We start from the raw sequence: 17382 nt of genomic DNA, 5'->3' as shown, positions 1-17382 counted from the left end.
CCCTCTCCCCCCTCGGCTCTTCCCTCGACGACGCTTCGGAGGACTCCGCACATGACGATCAAAGGCGTGCTCTTCGACTTCTCCGGGACGCTGTTCCGGATCGAGTCGGCCGATTCCTGGCTGCGGGCCGTGCTCGGTGAGCTCGAAGTCGCGTGGCCCGCCGAGGAGTCGGGGCCGGCCGCCGCGGCGCTGGAGCGGGCGGGCGCGCTGCCCGGCGGGGCCCACCCCGTCGCCGTGCCCGGGCATCTCGACGAGCTCTGGGCCGTCCGCGACCGGAGCGCGGAGCTGCACCGCGCCGCGTACACCGGCCTCGCCCGCGAGGTGCCGCTGCCCGATCCGCGGCTGTACGACGCGCTGTACGACCGGCACATGACGCCGCCCGCGTGGCAGCCCTACGCCGACGCCGCCGAGGTCCTGACGGGGCTGCGGGAGCGGGGCATCGGTGTCGCGGTGGTCAGCAACATCGGCTGGGACCTGCGGCCCGTCTTCCGCGCCCATGGGCTCGATCCGTACGTCGACGCGTACGTCCTGTCGTACGAACACGAGATCCAGAAGCCCGACACGCGTCTCTTCGCGCTGGCCTGTGACGCGCTCGGCGTCGACCCGCGGGACACCCTCATGGTCGGTGACGACCGGAGAGCCGACGGGGGCGCGGCCGGCCTGGGGTGTGTGGTGCACTTCGTCGACCACCTGCCGGTGGACCGGCGCCCGGGCGCCCTGCGCCCCGTGCTCGACCTCGTCGGATGACGGACGGCCGCACGGACGCACGCCTGTGGGCAGGCAACACTCCCCCGCGGTGCTGCCTGCCCCAGGCTCCAGCGACCCGCGCGAGGTCTCTGTCGAGACGCCGCCTCGGGACGCACTGAGTATATTGGCTCGGAGCCAGTCAACGCAGGAGTTACAGAATGTCCCCGCGTAGCCCATCGGTCAATGAAGAATTGCGCAGACGTTCCCGGGAGCGGCTGCTGCAGGCGACGGTGGAGCTGGTGGGCGAGCGGGGTTACGAGGCCACGACGCTCGGCCACATCGCGGACCGGGCGGGCGCCGCCCGCGGGCTGGTGTCGTACTACTTCCCCGGCAAGCGCCAGCTGCTGCAGTCCGCGGTGCACCGGCTGATGCACCGCACGCTGGAGGCGGCGCTGGAGCGGGAGCCGCGCACCGATGACGGGCGTGAGCGGATGGCGCGGGCCGTCGACGCGATCCTGGGGCTTGCCCGCGACGAGCCGCTCCTGATGCGGACGCACATGGCGGGCATCCTCCAGGCGGAGGGCTTCGTGCAGTGCCCGGAGCAGCAGCGGCTCGCGGAGCTGCTGCGCGACACGGTCGTGCGGTACGGATCGCACGACGTGGACCGGGACTATCCGCTGCTGCGGGCGCTCCTGATGGGCGCGGTCTTCGCGCTGCTCATTCCCGGGGCGCCGATGCCGCTGGTGACGCTGCGGGCCGAGCTGTTCCAGCGGTACGAGCTCGACTGGGGGCTCGGTGTCCCGCCGGGCGGCGCACCGCCCGACGGGACCTCCACGAGTCGGCCGCTGGGGCCGCTGCCGTCGGTGCGGCCCGGCTAGTCGAAGTAGTCGGGCTGCGTCTGGACGTTGAGCTCGTGCAGGCGGACCCGCTGCGCGGGGTCGGTCCGCTTGTCGTTGATCTTCAGGACGTCGAGGCCCTTGGCCATGTCGTTGGAGTAGACGCGGCCGTTGTAGTAGTACGCCGACCAGGAACCGCCTGTCGTGATCTTGTCGGTGGAGAGCGGGCCGCGCTCGAAGTAGCCGATCTCCTTGGGCTTGCTCGAGTCGGTGAAGTCCCAGACGGAGACGCCTCCCTGGTACCAGGCCTGCACCATGAGGTCCTTGCCCCTGACCGGGATCAGCGAGCCGTTGTGGGCCACGCAGTTCTCGGTGTCCGCCTGGTGGCGGGGGATCTTGAAGTAGCTCTTGAAGACCAGCTTGCGCTTGTCGCCCTTGCCCTGGATGTCGTAGATGCCGTTGGCGCCGCGCTCGGGGCCGGTGGCCGCGTTGCAGGTGGCGCCGGAGCCGCCGCCGAGCTCGTCGGTGAAGACGATCTTGTTCGCCTTCTGGTTGAAGGTCGCCGAGTGCCAGAACGCGAAGTTCTTGTTGTCCTGGACCTGGTCGATGATCTTCGGGTTCTCCGGGTCCTTGATGGAGAAGAGGATGCCGTCGCCCAGGCAGGCGCCCGCCGCGAGGTCCTCGGAGGGCAGCACGGTGAGGTCGTGGCAGCCGGTGGTCTTGCGGACGCCCGGGTTGGTGGGCCCGCCCGGGTTGCCGCCGCCGTCGGGGCCCTCACCGGGGAAGAGCACGGGGAAGTTCACGACCGCGGCCCGCTCCGGGGCCTTGCGCGGCACCTTGATGACGGAGATGCCGTCGTGCGGCGGTTGGCAGTCGGGGAACGCTGCGTCCGGGGAGTACGAGGAGACGTACACGTAGACGTTCCTGCGCTCCGGCACCAGCGTGTGCGTGTGCGAGCCGCAGGCGGTCTCGACGGCGGAGACGTACTTGGGGTTCGCCTTGTCGCTGATGTCGAAGATCTTCATGCCCTCCCAGGAGGACTTCTCCGTCGCGGGCTGCGTGGTGCTGTTGCAGGAGTCGTCGCTGCGCGAGGAGTCCGTGGAGAGGAAGAGGAGGTCGCCGGAGACGGAGACGTCGTTCTGCGAACCGGGGCACAGGACCTGGGACACCGTCCTGGGGGCCTTCGGGTTGCTGATGTCGTAGATCCGGAAGCCGTCGTAGTTGCCGGCGAAGGCGTACTTGCCCTGGAACGCGAGGTCCGTGTTGTTGCCGGGCAGCGCGTCCTTGGGGATGTTGGCCAGGTGCTCGATGTTGGCGGAGTGGGCGATCTCGTCGGGCGCGGGTATCTCTCCGCGCTCGATGGCCTTCCTGGTCCGGTCGGCGTCGCTCTTGGAGACGCTCTTCGGGGCGGTGGGAGTGTCACCGGGGTCGGGGATGGCTCCCGCGGGCGCCGCGGTCAGCAGCGCGGCCAGCAGTCCGGCTGCCGCCGCGCCGACGGTCAGCCGTCTGCGCCGGGTTCGGGGGTTGCTCAACAGGGTCACTGCGTCCTCCCTTGTCGCCGTTCGCAGGGGAACGGGTCACGGACACCCGCAGTATCGTGCTCATCATGCACATATCAACAGGGGGCAGGCGCTTGACCGAACTCGGAAACGGACCCGCGAACCGACAGGAGGCCGCTGTGCTCAACCGTCGTACGTCCGCCGCCACCGCGCTCATGGCCGCCGCGGCCCTCGTCCTCGCGGGGTGCGACTCCGGCACGGGCGGCGGGGGCAAGTCCGACGCCGGGCGCGAGGCGCCCTCGGGGCCTTCGGTGATCGTGCCGGGCAAGCCGGGCGAGACCGCGGCGACGATGTCCGCGAAGGACGCCGCACGGCAGAGATCCGATGACGACTCCCCCAACACGGCCGACTTCACCTACGCACAGATGATGATCGTCCACCACGGCCAGGCCCTGCGGATGACCGAACTGGCCTCGAAACGGGCCGAGTCGAGCCGGATCAAGCGGCTGGCGTCCCGCATCGGCGCGGCCCAGCGCCCGGAGATCGACGCGATGAAGGGCTGGCTCAAGAAGCACGGCGGCCCGCGCGGACAGGCGGGGCACGATCACTCGACGATGCCGGGCATGGCCAGCGCAGTGCAGCTGAAGCAGCTGCGCGCCGCGAAGGGCAGGGCGTTCGACCAGCTCTTCCTGAAGCTGATGATCACGCACCACAGCGGGGCGGTCACGATGGCCTCGGATGTGCTCTCCGAGGGCAACAACATCCAGGTCGAGGAGATGGCGAACGACGTCGTGGCGCAGCAGTCGAGCGAGATCGGCAGGATGCGGGAGATGGGGTGACGCGGGGCGTGCAGGGGTCAGTCGACGTGGAGCAGGCCGGAGCGGCCCGCGGCGGCTTGTTCCATGGCCCGGACCAGACGCGAGAACACCGGAGTGTTCCGCACGTCCACCGGGCGGACGTCCACCGTGCGGCCTGAGCCGCTGCGGACCTCCCGGTAGAGGCTGTGGCCGATGAGGTGACGCCGGGCGCGCTCCCAGGCACCCGCTCGAGGGTGCCCCGGTGCCAGGCGCAGAGCACTCTCCAGGAAGCGCAGACGGAGCGGCTCGTCCTCGTGGGTGTCGCACACGTCGAGTCCGTGGATGCTGACGGCCAGTGCGTAACGTGGTTCCTCCACGTGCTCCAACAGAGCTGCCAGCTGCCGGAGTTGGCGCAGCAGCGTGGGCGCGTCCTTGGGGCGGCTCGGCAGGGCCTGCGTGAGGAAGGCGGCCAGTTCCACCGTCTGTCGGCGTGCCTCGTCGACGTCCCCGCGCAGGACGAGACCTGTCGCCGCGTGCAGCCGGAAGGCAGCCTCGTCGTAGGCGGAGGCGGGGTCTCCCGAGCCGGCCCGTGCCACGGCCTCGTCCGCTCTGCCCTGGTGCAGGAGGCACAGGATCTCCCCCTCGGTGAGGAAGGAGTGCCACGCGGTCGGCACGGTGCTCCGTAGCCGGGCCAGGGCGGCTGCCATGCCGGGGAAGTCCCGCCGCCTGAGGTAGCACCTGGCCGTTTCCAGCGTTTGCGCGTTCCAGAGCACGTCGTGCAGTGCCGGTGCGGCGTCGAAGATGTCCGGCCAGGCGTCCTCCGGTACGTGGCAGGGTCCCAGGGAGACGGGGCGCCGCGCCGCCGCCTCTTCCGCGACGGTGAAGTGCGGCAGCGCCCGCTCCAGGTCGCCTCGCAGGCCGTGCAGGCGCCCCGTGTTGATCCACGGCTGGAACGCGTGCGCGAGCATTCCGGCGTCACCGCAGTCGCTGTGGCGCTGCGCCACCCAGCGGAGCTGGCACTCGCACGCGTGCTGTGCAAAGTACGTGTCTCCCGTGGCGGCCAGCACGAAGCCCGCCTTGTTCATGAGGGACGAGACGGTGTCCATGACGCCCGGCTCTTCGGCGCTCGCCGCGTCGAGCGCGGTCAGTTGCTCGTACAGCTCGGTGGCCCAGAGGTCCAGCGGTGGCCTCAGCAGCCTTTCGTGGTGGCGCAGGAACTCCCTGGCGGGCAGCGCCGGAACGGCGGTGTCCGTGCCGGGCGGCCGCGTCATCGGCGCTCCCTGTGGGGCGCCGGGGTGATCTGCAGGAGTACGGGTTCCGGCGGGGCGGGCGCGTCGGCGTCCCGCAGGGTGAATCCGTCGGCGGGACACGCGAGAGCCTGCCGGTCGCCGCTCTGCCAGCCGCGCAGCCACGGGGCGAGGAGTCCGTCACGGAACCGCAGGGTGCCGTCGGGACGCAGCTCGCCCAGGTTGTTGGCCGGGTCGTCGAGCGACACCGTGCATTTGCCGAGCCGGCCGTTGGCCCGGATCACGAGGGAGTTCGGGCGGGCCGCGTAGCAGACCGGCGCGTCCGGCACGGTCGGGGTGCGGCCGCCCGTTCGCAGCAGGGCGGTGAGGTCCGCGATCGTACGGGGCCGGGTGGATTTGTCGACGACGTCCATCCGGTCGTCGCCCGGGCCTCCCAGCCGCTCGACGGTCTTGAGGTGCACGGAGAAGCGGGGGTCGTCCAGGAAGGTGTCCCTGAGCAGCACCAGGAACTCCGGCATCGCCGGCAGGTTGGCCGGCGTCAGGTGCACCCGCAGCGTCACCGTGACGGGCAGGTCGCCCCGCCGGATGGCCAGCAGGTTCTGCCACAGCCTGCGGAACGAGCCCCGGCCGTCCGCCCTCACACGGGTCGTGTCGTGCAGCCGCTCCGGACCGTCCAGGGAGATCTGGTAGGAGGTCACCCCTACCGCGGCGAGCCGTTCCGCCACGGCCGTGTTGAGCAGATAGCCGTTGGTGGTCACATCGCCGGAGAATCGCGGCCCGCCGCTCCGGTCCGCGCCCGCGGCAGCACCGCCGCCCGCGCCGGTATCCGCGCCGGCCCCCGCGGCCAGGCGGGAGACGTCCTCGATGATGTCCACCGCGAGCAGCGGTTCGCCACCGAACCAGGAGATGTTGAGAACCCTGAGATCGGTGAGCCGGTTTTCGATGAGCTTCTTCACGCCCTGCACGATCTCCGGACGCATCCGGCCCACCGAGAAATCCTCGTAGCAATAGGTGCAGCGGAAATTGCACTGCTCCGTAGGGAGCAGGATGAGATGGAAGACGTCATTTCGCAGGGAGTGGATGCGCTCCCGCTGGAGGACCGAGCCTCCGTCGTTCTTCTCCGACCCTGCCCCCATCGAGGACACCTCCGCCGTGGTCGCCGGTCAGCCGCCGCAGCCGTGGTTGCAGGACTGGTTGGGCACGAGCATGGCCGTGCCGTCCGACAGCTCACGGAGCTGCTTCGCCACCTCCGGATCCGTGATCACGATGCGCCCGAAGGAATCGACCACGACATCGGACGGCGTCAGCCCGGAAAGGATTTCGGAAAGTTTGTCACTCACGCAACTCCCCTTTCTTCTGCACCCCGCGGTAACCCGGAGTTCCATGCTCCCGCGAGCAATAGAACCCGTCCACACAGGTAATTGGACATTTATCGGGGCATTGCGTGCGGCCCTGACAGCGCGCGCACGGACGGTCGCACACCCCTGACATCGCGCGGCTCTCGGTGCGATCCTGAAATCGTCCCGGGCGCGTCTCGCGGAAGGAGCACCACAGTGCTGCAGGTCGCCGTCGTCGGTTCCGGCCCCAGCGGGGTGTACGCCGCACAGTCCCTCGTCCAGCAGGACCGCGTGCCGGACGTGCGGGTCGACGTGCTCGACCGGCTTCCCTGTCCGTACGGCCTGGTGCGTTACGGGGTGGCGCCGGACCACGAGAAGATCAAGTCGCTGCAGAACAATCTGCGGACCGTCCTCGAACACGAGCGCGTCCGCTTTCTCGGCTCCTTGGAGATCGGCTCCGGCGCCCTCACCCCTGCTCGGCTGCTCGACCTCTACCACGCGGTGGTCTACTGCGTCGGCGCGGCGGCGGACCGCAGGCTCGGGGTGCCCGGCGAGGATCTTCCGGGCAGCTATTCGGCGACCGAGTTCGTCTCCTGGTACAGCGCGCATCCGGACGCGCTCACGGACGGATACGCGCAGGACGGGTTCGTGCAGGGTGTGGACTCCGCCGTCGTGATCGGCGTCGGCAACGTCGCGGTGGACGTGGCCCGCATGCTGGTCCGCGGCGCCGCCGAACTGCTCCCCACCGACATGCCGGACGCGCCGCTCGGCGTGCTCGCGGGCAGCGGGGTGCGCGAGGTGTCCATGGTGGGGCGGCGCGGGCCCTCGCAGGCGCGGTTCACCACCAAGGAGCTGCGGGAGCTCGGCTCGCTCCCAGACACCGAGATCGTGTTGGATCCGGCGGAGCTGGCGCTGGACCCCGCGTACACCGACCCTTCGGGACTGCCCGCCGCGAGCCGCCGGAACGTGGAGGTGCTGCGTGGCTGGGCCGAGCGCCCGGTGCGGGGCCTGGCGCGGCGGATCAGGCTCCGCTTCTTCCTGCGGCCGGTCTCCCTGACGGCGGGGGCGGCGGGCCGGGTCGCGCTGACCCGGTTCGAGCGCACGCTGCCGGACGGCCGGGGCGGGGTGACGGGCTCCGGGCAGTACGAGGACATCCCCGCGCAGCTGGTGCTCCGCTCGGTCGGCTACCGCGGAGTGCCCCTGGAAGGGCTGCCGTTCGACGCGGGGCGGGGCACGGTGCCGCACGCGGCGGGGCGGGTGCTGCGCGACGGCGTGCCGTCGCCCGGCGAGTACGTGGCGGGGTGGATCAAGCGCGGCCCGACCGGCGTGATCGGCACGAACCGCCCGTGTTCCAAGGAGACGGTCCAGTCCCTGCTGGACGACGCCCCCGCCCTCGCCCTGCGCCGGCTCCCGGAGGATCCGCTGACGGCGCTGCGGGCCGCGGGCCTGTGTCCGGTCGAGTGGCCGGGCTGGCTGGCCATCGAACGTGCGGAGGCTCGCCTCGGCCACTCCCTCGGCCGGGGCGTGGTGAAGATCCCGGACTGGGAGGGGCTGCGGGAGGCGGCGCGGGGGGTGCCGGGACCGCAGAGCTAGGGACGAACCCCCGTGCGGTGGACCGGACCGGCCGGTGGACCGGGGCCGGGGCCGGTCAGCCCTCTTCGCCGAGGCGGTCGGCCTGGCGGGCCGCCGCGGCCAGGACGCTGTCGAGCAGGCCGGGAAAGAGCACGTCGAGGTCGTCGCGGCGCAGCACGTTCAGCTTGGCCGTGCCGCGGTAGAGCTGCCGGATGACGCCGCTCTCGCGCAGCACCCGGAAGTGGTGCGTGCACGTCGACTTGGTGACGGGCAGCTCGAAGTAGGAACAGGAGAGTCCGGCCGCGCCCTCCTCCCGGGCCAGCGCCCGGACCACCCGCATCCGCATCGGATCGGCGAGGGCGTGCAGCACGGCTTCGAGGCGGATCTCCTCGGGCGCGGGGTGGGCGAGCGTCCTGCTGCTCGCGCTGCCGGTCGCGGCGGCGGTCGTCATGGCGGCTCCACTTCGTCCTGTGCGCCCCGAGCGCTTGGTCCCCGGGCGATCCATGCGCACCATCGTACGAGACTCATCGTAGTTTGACATCCGCCGTACTACGAGGTCTATCGTACGAGGAGCACATCAGCCCCGACGAATGGGAGCCCGCCGTGAGCGCGCTGTTCGAGCCCTACACCCTGCGATCGCTGACCGTCCCGAACCGGGTATGGATGCCCCCGATGTGCCAGTACTCGGCGGCGCCCGAGGGTCCCGGGGCGGGAGTCCCGCAGGACTGGCACTTCGCGCACTACGCGGCGCGCGCCACCGGCGGCACCGGCCTGATCATCGTCGAGGCCACCGCGGTCAGCGCCGAGGGCCGCATCAGCCCGTACGACCTGGGCATCTGGAACGACACCCAGGCCGAGGCCTTCCGCCGCGTCACGGACTTCCTGCGCAGCCAGGGCACCGTCCCGGCGATCCAGCTCGCCCACGCGGGCCGCAAGGCGTCCACCGACCGGCCGTGGAAGGGCGGCGCCCCGGTCGGCGCGGACCAGTACGGCTGGCAGCCGGTCGCGCCCAGCGCGGTCGCCTTCGACGAGCGGCACCCCGTGCCGACGGAGCTCACCGTCGAGGAGATCCACGAGGTCGTGGAGCAGTTCGCCGCCGCCGCGCGGCGCGCGCTCGACGCGGGCTTCGACATCGCCGAGATCCACGGCGCCCACGGCTATCTGATCGGCGAGTTCCTCTCCCCGCACAGCAACAAGCGCACCGACGCGTACGGCGGCTCGTACGAGAACCGCACGCGCTTCGCGCTGGAGGTCGTCGACGCCGTGCGGGCCGTGTGGCCCGAGGACAAGCCGCTGTTCTTCCGCATCTCCGCCACCGACTGGCTGGACGAGGCGGGCTGGACGGCGGACGACACGGTCCGCTTCGCCACCGACCTCAAGGAGCACGGCATCGACCTGCTCGACGTCTCCACGGGCGGCAACGCGGCAGGCGTCAGGATCCCCGTCGAGCCCGGCTACCAGGTCCCGTTCGCCACGCGGGTGAAGGCCGAGACGGAGCTGCCGGTCGCCGCGGTCGGTCTGATCACCGATGTCGCACAGGCCGAGAAGATCCTGGCCAACGGCGAGGCGGACGCCGTCCTGCTGGGCCGCGAACTGCTGCGCGACCCCTCGTGGGCGCGGCGCGCGGCGCGTGAACTGGGCGCCGAGGTGCACGTGCCGGACCAGTACCACCGCTCCGTCTGAGAACACGAGCGCGTCGGCGGGGGCCTGGGTGTGCCTAGTTGTCCCCGCACGACGTCTCGGCGAGCGCCTCGAACTCGTCGTCGGTGGGCTTGTACTGCTGCTCGTAGTCGGCCAGGCGGTCGGTGATGTCGGAGAAGTGGGCTCGGAAGGCGAGCGTCCACTGGGTGTCGAGGAAGCGCTTGATGGCGCCGTTCAGTTTGCGGCAGTCGGCCTCGTGGCCCTCGCGCAGGCCGATTCCGTAGAACTGCAGCTTCTTGACGGTGATGTTGCGGACCACCTTCACGTCGTTCTTGTACCGCGGGTCCTGCGCGAAGCCCTCAAGGATGATCTTGTCGGTCCAGACGGCGTCGAAGTTGCCGCGCGTCAGCTCCCTCACGCACGTCTTGTAGCTGTTGCGCAGCTCGGCCACCACGTTCGGGCCCAGGGCGTCGCGCACGGACTTCTTCGCCTTGTCGTCCTGCTCGCTCTCGGGGTCACCGGTGGACCCGCGCACGCTGCACACCCGCTTGCCGTCGACGTCGGCCAGCCTGTCGATGCCCCGCTCCTTCTCACGGACGAGCACGCCCTGGTAGGTCTTCAGGTAGGGGGCGGTGAAGTCGATCTTCTTGTCGCGGGGTTCCGTGATCGAGTACGTGGCCACCACCAGGTCCATGCTGCGCTCGCGCAGCACCTTCTCGCGGTTGCGGGACTGGACGTCCCAGTCCGCGGCCTTGAAGTCCAGGTCGGAGCCGAGGAACTGCACCAACTGCGCCTCGAAACCGGCGAAGTCGTCCTCCTCCTCGCTGCGGGTGCTGAAGCCCGGCTGCCCCTTCTTGACGGCGATGTTGAGCGTCTCCTTGTCGAAGAGGGACGCGTGGCCGCCCCCGGCGGAGCCGCCGGTGCGGGAGGGCGACGCGGTGCCGGGGCCGTCGTCGGTGCCGCCGCCACCGCTGCACGCGGCGACCAGGGTGGCCAGGGAGAGAGCCAGCAGGCATGTGGTGGGCCGTCGAGGGCGCGGCACGCGACGGGACGACGATGTTCTGCCGGGCATGGGCACGGTGGCACTCTCCTTGGGCTACCGGCGGTACTCCGCCTTCTCCAGCGTCAGCTCGACCCGGCAGGCCGCGGCGCCGACCAGCTGGATGTCGACCGACACCTCGGGGCCGGGGTCGTCGAGCGTGAGGGTCGTGCTGAACGTCTCCTCCAGGTCGACGGGCGCCTCGGCCGCGACGTCCTCTCCCTGGAACCTCAGCTTGCCCATGCGCAGGCACGGCGATGCGCCCGCCGCACTGTCCCGTGCCGTGAACGAGAGCCTCAACTCGTCGTTGCCGCCCGGCTGCGCCTTGACGTCGAGCCGCACCGTCGCGCCCGCGGCCAGCGCGCTGCCCGTCAGGTGCGCGTCGCCCGTGACGTCGTCGGGCCGCGCCGCGAGGACCCACCACAGGACGCCGCCGATGACGGCCGCCGCGGTGAACGCCGCGAGGAACGCCAGCAGATGCTGCGTGACCTCCTTGCGCTCGTCCCTGCGCGCGTAGAGCGTCATCGCCGACACGTACGCGATGAAGCCGCCGCCCGCGACCGTCAGGGCGGTGGCCGAGTCGCCGATCACCGCGATGGCGACGAGGATGAGCATCAGGACGAGGTGGACGGTGAACAGCACCGTGAAATAACGCCTGCCCTCGGGGTCCGGCGCCGGCCCGCCGTCTCCGCCCGGCCCGCCCGCGCCCTCCTGGGCGGCCCCGCCGCCCGGCGGCACGGGCTTCGACTGCGCGACCATGTGGAACCCCTCCCCCGAGCGAGCTACATGCGGACGGCAAGGATGCCACAGAGAGTGATGCGAGAGGCATCAATAGACGCCAATGGACGTCAAGACGCGCATACTCGGAGGGAGTTGTGAGGCCTGAGAGGGGTGACGATGACGACAGACCGGCTTCCGGAGCACGAGCAGCGCATCCTCGACGAGATGGAAGCGGCCCTGCGGAACGACCGTCGGCTCAAGACCCGCATGTGGTTCCTGCGCGCCGGGCGCCGCGTACGCGCCGTCCTCACGCATACGCCGCGCCCGCTCACCGTGGCCTTCCTCGCCACCGTGTCCTGCACGCTCCTCGTCATCGGCATCCGCACCCCGAACCCCGGCGCGATCTGGGCCTTCGCCTTCCTGTGGCCGCTCACGCTGATCGGGTTCCTGCGGCTGCTGTGCCGGTGGACGGAGCCGTGAGGCGGACCGGCCGGGAGGGTCAGCGGCGCAGCTTCACCCGGTCGAGGGCCGCGACGCCGAGGGCCGCGAGCGCGATCTGGATGAGCCACTCGACCCAGTCCACGCCGTCGGTGTCGGCCACGCCGAGGCCCGCCGCCACGGCCGTGCCGATGAGCGCGGCGACGATGCCGACGACGATCGTCCACAGCAGACCGATGCGCTGCCGCCCGGGCAGGACGAGCCTGCCCAGGATGCCGATGAGGGCGCCGATCAGAATCGCGCTGATGAGTCCCGAAATCTCCATCACTGCCCCTTGGTCGGGTCCATTCGTCACTGTGTTCGGACCCACCGGGTGCCCGTGGACGGGCCCCGCAATCCGGCTCCGGACGCGGGCTCCGCGATACGGCGGGGCTCACGCCCCGGGCGGCTCGGGGCGTTCGGCGCTCACTCGGGGATCGCGGCCAGCGTGAAGGAGTGCCCGGCCGGGTCGGAGTAGGTGCGGGTGTCGCGCGGCCCGTTGTTGTCCTTCGTGTCGACCGGGCGCGCGCCGAGGCCGACCGCCTCGCGCTCGGCCTCGTCCATGTCGTACCGGGCCACCATGATCCTCAGGTGTGCCTGCTGCGAGTCCTCCGGACGGGGCCAGCTCGGCGGGATGTAGTCGCGCTCCCTGTGCACGGCCAGGCAGACGCCGTTCTCGTTGGTGACCTCTACATAGTCGGGGTCCTTGCTCAACTGCACCTCGGCGCCCAGGAGTCCGGCGTAGAACTCGGCGAGCCTCTCGGGCTCCGAGCAGTCCAGTACGAGCACGGTGTTCTTGTGGACGGTCATGGTGGCCGGGTCCCCCGCGCCCTTCCGCCCAAACGGGCCCCGGTTTCCGGGCTTTGGCCCTGGGAACCCGCGCGGACATGGAGTTGTTGAGCATGGAGTGGCTGAAGAAAGCCGCCTGCACCGAAGAGGATCCCGATCTGTTCTTCCCCGTCGGCACGACGGGACCCGCCGCACGGGACACCGCCGCCGCCAAGGAGGTCTGCGCCCAGTGCGAAGTGCGGGTGCAGTGCCTGGCCTGGGCCCTTGAGGCCGGGGAGTCCGGCGTGTGGGGCGGGACCTGCACGGAGGAGCGGGCGGACCTGCGGAGAAGGGCTCAGTGGGCGCACTCGGCCCGGTCGGCACGGTCCGCCCGGTCGACGCGGTCGTCGCGCCCCGCCCGGTCGGCGCGGTCCGCGGCGGTGTGACGCTGCCGCGGGCCGCGCGGCCGCACGCCGCGCCCTGACGGGGATGTGCCCGCAGGGCCGGCCGTGGCCTTATCCGCGCGTGCCCGGGCCGCCGCTGCCGAAGGCGCCGCTGCTCCCCCGGTTCCAGCGCCGGGGCCGCTGGTCGTCGCTCCGCTTGGAGGCGACGTTGCCCGACCCCTTGAGCTGGTGGGGCGTCAGCCTGCCGCCGTCCTGCGGGACTTCGTCGGGCTCGCGGTGCTCCACGACCGACCCGACGGGCCCTTCGGCAGGCAGCTTCGGCTGCTCCTGCGGCTTCGGCGGACGCTGTTCCCTGCCGCGGACCCGGATCCCGAACCACACGGCCCAGACCAGCAGGACGGCGATCCCCAGTCCGGTCAGGAACGGCGCGAGTCCGCCCCCGGGCACGGCTGCCAGTTGTTCCACGCTGAGATAGGTCATGGGCGCCGAGTACCCCCGCCGTCCGTCACCATCCGGGAAGCGCCCGTCCGGACCCGCTCACCCCATCCACTCGGCCTCGTACTTCGCATACGTCCCGTCGTGCGTCGCGAGGTGCACGAACTGGTCGACGTACGCCTTGAACTCGTCGTCGCCGCGCGGCATCGCGTACGCCTTCTCGGAGAAGGTGAAGGGCCTGTCGGGGTGGAGGGCGCACAGTTCGGGGTGGATCTTCGACTGGTACAGCGTCTCGCTCGCGTCCGTCATCATCACGTCCGCCCGGCCGTCGATGATCTCCTGGAAGATCGTGGTGTTCTCCGGGTGCAGCTTGATCGTGGCCCGCTTGATGTTCGCCCGGGCGAACTGCTCGTTCGTACCACCGGGGTTGACGACGACGGTCGTGCCCGGCCTGTCGATGTCCGCGAGCGCGCCCGCCCCGAACTTCTCCTTGTCGGCGCAGCGCACGATCGGGGTCTTGCCGTCCTCGCGCGTGGGCTCGCTGAAGTAGACCTGACGGGCGCGCGGCAGGGTGATGGAGACGCCGCCGACGCCGATGTCGCAGCGCCTCGCCACCACGTCCTTGGTCAGGTCCGCCCAGGTCGTGGCGGTGAACTTCGGCTTGGCGTCGAGGCTCTTCGCGAGGTCCCGCGCCATCTTGATGTCGACGCCGCTGTACGTTCCTTCGGCGGGGTCGAGCTTCGTGAAGGGGGCGTAGTCACCGGTCGTGCAGACCCTGAGGACACCCTTCTTCGGCACGGTGTCCAGGAGGCTGCGCGCGTGGTGGCCGTCCGGCCGACGGCCCGCTTCGGGAGCGGCGGGTACGGCGGGCGCGGCGGCCGTGGCGGCCAGCAGACAGACCAGCGCGGACAAGGTGGCGACACGCTTCACAGAGAGCTCCTTTGCGTCGGTGGTCCTCCCTTTTCAGGGAGCGAGCGGGGTGAGCAGGGCCGGGGTCAGGTCGGGCGTCCCGCCGTCGTGGGCGTCCTCGTCGAACGGGTACAGCGGCCGCTCCACCCGGTGGTGGCCGAGGCGCGGCAGGTCCTGGTCGACGCCGCCCGGTGTGAGGGCGAGGAGCCAGTCGGCCGCCATGTCGTGGAGTTCGGGCTCCAGGTAGCCGATCTTCACGACCACGAGATCGTACGTACGGGGGTCGATGCCGAGGCCGCCCTCCGCCGGGCCCAGGAAGTCGGCGAGTGTGTGGAACGGCTTGCGGCGCTCGACGAGGACGACGGTGAGGCCGCCGCTGCGCACGGCCGCCATGTCGACGCCGCGGTCGTACGCGCCGCCCTCCGCGCGGTCCTTCCGGTCGGTGGCGCGCTGCAACGCGACGACGGTTCCGGTGAGTTCGTACGGTCCGCCGTGATGCGGGTCGACCTTGCCGCCGACGCTCAGCGTGACCTGCGCGCCCACGCCCGCGTCGAAGCAGTGGGCGACGGCGACCGGGTCGGTGATGCCGGGGTGGACCGCGGTGACCCGGCCGTCGCGGATCGCGTCGTTCTCGAGCAGCTTGCCGAGCATGTACGCGAGGTCGCCGGCGCCGCCCGCCGTCGGGTTGTCGCCCGAGTCGCTGATCAGGAAGGGGCGCCGGGGTGAGGCCACCGCCTTCTCGATGCACTCCTCGGCGGAGCCCGTCGGGCCGACGAAGACGAAGTCGCGGCGCGCGTCCCAGTAGCGGCGGGCCAGCTTCTCGGCCTCCGCGGCGGCGAGTTCGGCGTCTTCGCCGGTGACGACGACGGCGGCTTGGCAGCGCGGTTCGTCGGCCCAGGCGTAGCCGACCCACAGCGCGGCGTCGAGGATACCGGGCAGTCGCTCGATCTCGGCGAGGGAGGCGTAGAGGGACCTGGCGGGCTCCAGGCGGGTGCTGGTCTTCTCGCCGGGCAGGAGGACCGGGACCTGGACCCAGGCGCGGTGCGGGCGGGTGCCGTCGAGGAGGCAGCGCACGAGGTTGCGGGCCGCGCGTTCGCGGGTCTCCCAGGCGTCCTCGTGCGGGGCGAGGCGGTGGGCGGTGAGCAGGTCGACGGGCTCGGCGAAGCGGCGCGAGACGTTGCCGTGCAGGTCCATGGCGGCGGAGATCATCGGCCGTCCCGTGCCGTCCGGGGTGCCGACGGAGTCGAGGGCCGCGCGGACCGCTTCGGTGAGGTCGGCCTCGGCGTCGGTGAGGCCCATGACGCTCATCGCGCCGTGGATGTCGTACACGAGGCCGTCGAGCGGGCCCGCCGCCCGTATGCGCGTGACCAGTTCGTCCTTCAGTGACAGGTACGACTCCGCTTCCACCGGTCCGCCGGGCAGTGAGGTGGCGTGCAGCAGGGGCACCCATTCGACGGTGTCCGCGAGGTCGGAGTCCGCCCGCGTCCAGGTGTAGCGGTCGAGGAGCTCCTGTCCGCGGGTCTGGCGGAAGTCGTCGGTGGTGGAGCGGTGCGGGCAGAAGGTGGACGACTCGATGCCGATGCCGCCGATGCCGATGCGCAGGCGGCGACGGTGCGCGGAGGGGGTCATGCGGGTGCGCTCTCTTCCTGGGGGGCGGGGGCCGCCGGGGTGGTCGGGAGGTGGCGGCGCAGGGCGGTGAGGCCGGCGCCGAGGAGGCCCGCGTCGACGCCCGTCACGGTCGTGGTGATCTCCAGGTCGGCCGTGGCGAGGGGCAGGCAGCGTTCGTAGAGCACCCCGCGCACGGCGGCGACCAGGGGTTCCGCCGTGGCGAGGACGCCGCCGAGGGCCACGGCCTGCGGGTTGAAGAAGTTGACGACGACGGACAGGACCGTGCCGATGTGCCGTCCGGCGGTGCGGACGAGGGTGGTGGCCTGCGGGTCGCCGTCCGCGACGAGCCGCAGCAGTCCTGCGGTGTCGGTCACTTCGGCGCCCTGCCGGGCGAGTTCGCGGATCAGGGCCGCGCCGCTCGCGACGGTCTCCAGGCAGCCGATGTTGCCGCAGCTGCACGGGCGGTCGCCCGCGGCGTCGACGCGGACGTGGCTGATGTCGCCCGCGCTGCCGTTGGCGCCGTCGTGCGGCCGGCCCGCGGAGATGACGCCGCTGCCGATGCCGCGGCCTGCCTTGACGACGACGAGGTGGTCGAGGTCGGGGCGTGCGACGCGGTGCTCGCCGACGGCCATCATCGTGGCGTCGTTGTCGACGGTGACGGGGATGCCGAGCCGCTCGGCGAGGACGTCGCGCAGGGGGTAGCGGTGCCAGCCGGGCATGCGGGACGGGCTGAGGACGAGACCGGTGGCGGGCTGCACGGGGCCGGGGAAGGCCACGCCGAACGCGCGCACCGTCCGGCCCTCCTCCCGCTGGCGGGCGATCAGCGCCTCGGCCTGGCCGCAGAGCCAGTCCACCGCGGACTCCGGGCCCGCGGTGATGTCGTGCGGCAGGTCGACGGCGTCGGTGACGGTGCCGCCGAGGTCGACCGCGCCGAGCCGCGCGTGGTGGCTGCCGAGGTCCGCGGCGAGGGCGACGCCTCCGTGTGCGGCGACGCGCAGCAGCCGGGGTCTGCGGCCGCCGCGCGAGGCGCCCTCGCCGGACTCGCTGAGCAGTCCCGCGTCGACGAGTTCCTGCACGCGCAGGGACACCGTCGAGGGGGCGAGGCCCAGCTCGCGCACGAGGTCGGCCCGGGACGTGGCCGCGCCCGAGGAGACCAGATGCACGATGTGCTGCGCCGAGCCGGGCTCGCCGCGTGGTCCTTCGGTCATGCCACCCCCAGTTGTTTCGGAGCCTTCGTTCGAGACCGACACGAACTCTAGGTTCGATCAAAGCAAGTTGGCCAGCCCCCCCGGGTTTTCCACTTCTTGCCGAATGAAGCTATTGACTTGGTTTTCACGCCCGGCCTAGCGTTCGGGCGCCGCCCCGTCGTTTCCCGGCACGGGCCGGCGCCGTACCCCTTGGAGGCG

20 protein-coding genes and 1 pseudogene are annotated in these 17382 nt (G+C 71.5%); 8 read left to right on the top strand and 13 right to left on the bottom strand.

Annotated elements, in window-relative coordinates:
* The first annotated feature begins 51 nt into the window (after positions 1-51).
* Both ACZ56E_RS37355 and ACZ56E_RS37350 read left to right on the top strand, forming a co-directional pair.
* Positions 52-747, top strand: coding sequence for an HAD family hydrolase (locus ACZ56E_RS37355; RefSeq protein WP_471221323.1), 696 nt, complete (start codon positions 52-54; stop codon positions 745-747).
* Positions 748-905: 158 nt separating this feature from the next.
* The gene (locus ACZ56E_RS37350; protein WP_471221321.1) at positions 906-1565 is read left to right on the top strand and encodes a TetR/AcrR family transcriptional regulator; all 660 of its coding nucleotides are present in this window, start codon (positions 906-908) and stop codon (positions 1563-1565) included.
* Here the strand turns inward: ACZ56E_RS37350 and ACZ56E_RS37345 are convergent.
* Positions 1562-3064 carry an LVIVD repeat-containing protein gene (locus tag ACZ56E_RS37345; RefSeq protein ID WP_471221320.1) on the bottom strand — a complete coding sequence of 501 codons (1503 nt, stop codon included), beginning with the start codon at positions 3062-3064 and terminating at the stop codon, positions 1562-1564. The two genes, ACZ56E_RS37350 and ACZ56E_RS37345, sit on opposite strands and share 4 nt — an antisense overlap.
* Before the next feature lie 173 nt (positions 3065-3237).
* Between ACZ56E_RS37345 and ACZ56E_RS37340 the strand changes: the two genes are divergently transcribed.
* Positions 3238-3861: a DUF305 domain-containing protein gene (locus tag ACZ56E_RS37340; RefSeq protein ID WP_471221530.1), complete on the top strand. Its 624-nt coding sequence runs from the start codon at positions 3238-3240 to the stop codon at positions 3859-3861.
* A gap of 17 nt (positions 3862-3878) precedes the next feature.
* Here ACZ56E_RS37340 and ACZ56E_RS37335 read toward each other — a convergent pair whose 3' ends face one another.
* The 3 genes from ACZ56E_RS37335 to ACZ56E_RS37325 are packed head-to-tail and all read right to left on the bottom strand — an operon-like array spanning position 3879 to position 6406.
* Positions 3879-5090 carry a hypothetical protein gene (locus ACZ56E_RS37335; RefSeq protein ID WP_471221318.1) on the bottom strand — a complete coding sequence of 404 codons (1212 nt, stop codon included), beginning with the start codon at positions 5088-5090 and terminating at the stop codon, positions 3879-3881.
* Complete coding sequence (locus ACZ56E_RS37330) at positions 5087-6202, bottom strand: radical SAM protein (RefSeq protein WP_471221316.1); 1116 nt, start codon at positions 6200-6202, stop codon at positions 5087-5089. The genes ACZ56E_RS37335 and ACZ56E_RS37330 overlap by 4 nt, the downstream gene beginning before the upstream one ends.
* Before the next feature lie 27 nt (positions 6203-6229).
* Entirely contained in the window at positions 6230-6406 is a 177-nt protein-coding gene (locus ACZ56E_RS37325; RefSeq protein ID WP_468605752.1) for a hypothetical protein, read from the bottom strand.
* A gap of 213 nt (positions 6407-6619) precedes the next feature.
* Between ACZ56E_RS37325 and ACZ56E_RS37320 the strand changes: the two genes are divergently transcribed.
* The gene (locus ACZ56E_RS37320; protein WP_471221314.1) at positions 6620-7996 is read left to right on the top strand and encodes an FAD-dependent oxidoreductase; all 1377 of its coding nucleotides are present in this window, start codon (positions 6620-6622) and stop codon (positions 7994-7996) included.
* 55 nt (positions 7997-8051) lie between these two features.
* Here the strand turns inward: ACZ56E_RS37320 and ACZ56E_RS37315 are convergent, their stop codons facing one another.
* Positions 8052-8426 (bottom strand): ArsR/SmtB family transcription factor, encoded by a 375-nt coding sequence (locus ACZ56E_RS37315; RefSeq protein WP_471221312.1) that lies wholly within the window; start codon positions 8424-8426, stop codon positions 8052-8054.
* Positions 8427-8578: 152 nt separating this feature from the next.
* Here ACZ56E_RS37315 and ACZ56E_RS37310 point away from each other — a divergent pair, with 152 nt between their 5' ends.
* A complete protein-coding gene (locus tag ACZ56E_RS37310) occupies positions 8579-9658 on the top strand; it encodes an NADH:flavin oxidoreductase/NADH oxidase (protein ID WP_471221311.1) in 1080 nt (359 codons plus the stop codon).
* Positions 9659-9692: 34 nt separating this feature from the next.
* Here the strand turns inward: ACZ56E_RS37310 and ACZ56E_RS37305 are convergent, their stop codons facing one another.
* Entirely contained in the window at positions 9693-10688 is a 996-nt protein-coding gene (locus ACZ56E_RS37305) for a transporter substrate-binding domain-containing protein (protein WP_471221309.1), read from the bottom strand.
* A 24-nt stretch (positions 10689-10712) separates the two neighbouring features.
* Complete coding sequence (locus ACZ56E_RS37300; protein ID WP_471221307.1) at positions 10713-11414, bottom strand: hypothetical protein; 702 nt, start codon at positions 11412-11414, stop codon at positions 10713-10715.
* Between the two features lie 138 nt (positions 11415-11552).
* Between ACZ56E_RS37300 and ACZ56E_RS37295 the strand changes: the two genes are divergently transcribed.
* Complete coding sequence (locus ACZ56E_RS37295; protein WP_471221306.1) at positions 11553-11855, top strand: DUF3040 domain-containing protein; 303 nt, start codon at positions 11553-11555, stop codon at positions 11853-11855.
* A gap of 19 nt (positions 11856-11874) precedes the next feature.
* Here ACZ56E_RS37295 and ACZ56E_RS37290 read toward each other — a convergent pair whose 3' ends face one another.
* A complete protein-coding gene (locus tag ACZ56E_RS37290; RefSeq protein WP_468331379.1) occupies positions 11875-12138 on the bottom strand; it encodes a GlsB/YeaQ/YmgE family stress response membrane protein in 264 nt (87 codons plus the stop codon).
* 140 nt (positions 12139-12278) lie between these two features.
* Positions 12279-12662 carry a VOC family protein gene (locus tag ACZ56E_RS37285; RefSeq protein ID WP_471221304.1) on the bottom strand — a complete coding sequence of 128 codons (384 nt, stop codon included), beginning with the start codon at positions 12660-12662 and terminating at the stop codon, positions 12279-12281.
* Positions 12663-12739: 77 nt separating this feature from the next.
* Here ACZ56E_RS37285 and ACZ56E_RS37280 point away from each other — a divergent pair.
* Positions 12740-12952 (top strand): annotated as a pseudogene (locus tag ACZ56E_RS37280) (WhiB family transcriptional regulator); the annotation flags it as partial.
* 26 nt (positions 12953-12978) lie between these two features.
* Entirely contained in the window at positions 12979-13104 is a 126-nt protein-coding gene (locus ACZ56E_RS37275; protein ID WP_471221549.1) for a hypothetical protein, read from the top strand.
* Positions 13105-13135: 31 nt separating this feature from the next.
* On the opposite strand, the gene ACZ56E_RS37270 is transcribed toward ACZ56E_RS37275, so the two are convergent.
* The 4 genes from ACZ56E_RS37270 to ACZ56E_RS37255 are packed head-to-tail and all read right to left on the bottom strand — an operon-like array spanning position 13136 to position 17184.
* A complete protein-coding gene (locus ACZ56E_RS37270) occupies positions 13136-13504 on the bottom strand; it encodes a DUF6479 family protein (RefSeq protein WP_471221302.1) in 369 nt (122 codons plus the stop codon).
* Between the two features lie 57 nt (positions 13505-13561).
* On the bottom strand, positions 13562-14389 hold the full coding sequence (locus ACZ56E_RS37265; protein ID WP_471221299.1) for a transporter substrate-binding domain-containing protein: 828 nt from the start codon (positions 14387-14389) through the stop codon (positions 13562-13564).
* A gap of 33 nt (positions 14390-14422) precedes the next feature.
* A complete protein-coding gene (locus ACZ56E_RS37260; RefSeq protein WP_471221297.1) occupies positions 14423-15997 on the bottom strand; it encodes a M81 family metallopeptidase in 1575 nt (524 codons plus the stop codon).
* Positions 15994-17184, bottom strand: a complete 1191-nt coding sequence (locus ACZ56E_RS37255) for an ROK family protein (protein ID WP_471221295.1) — start codon at positions 17182-17184, stop codon at positions 15994-15996. The genes ACZ56E_RS37260 and ACZ56E_RS37255 overlap by 4 nt, the downstream gene beginning before the upstream one ends.
* Positions 17185-17382 lie beyond the last annotated feature (198 nt).

This window comes from Streptomyces sp. NPDC039480, from assembly GCF_055597165.1.
Note: the sequence above shows the minus strand (reverse complement) of the source record. Positions and strands in the feature narration are given on the sequence as shown.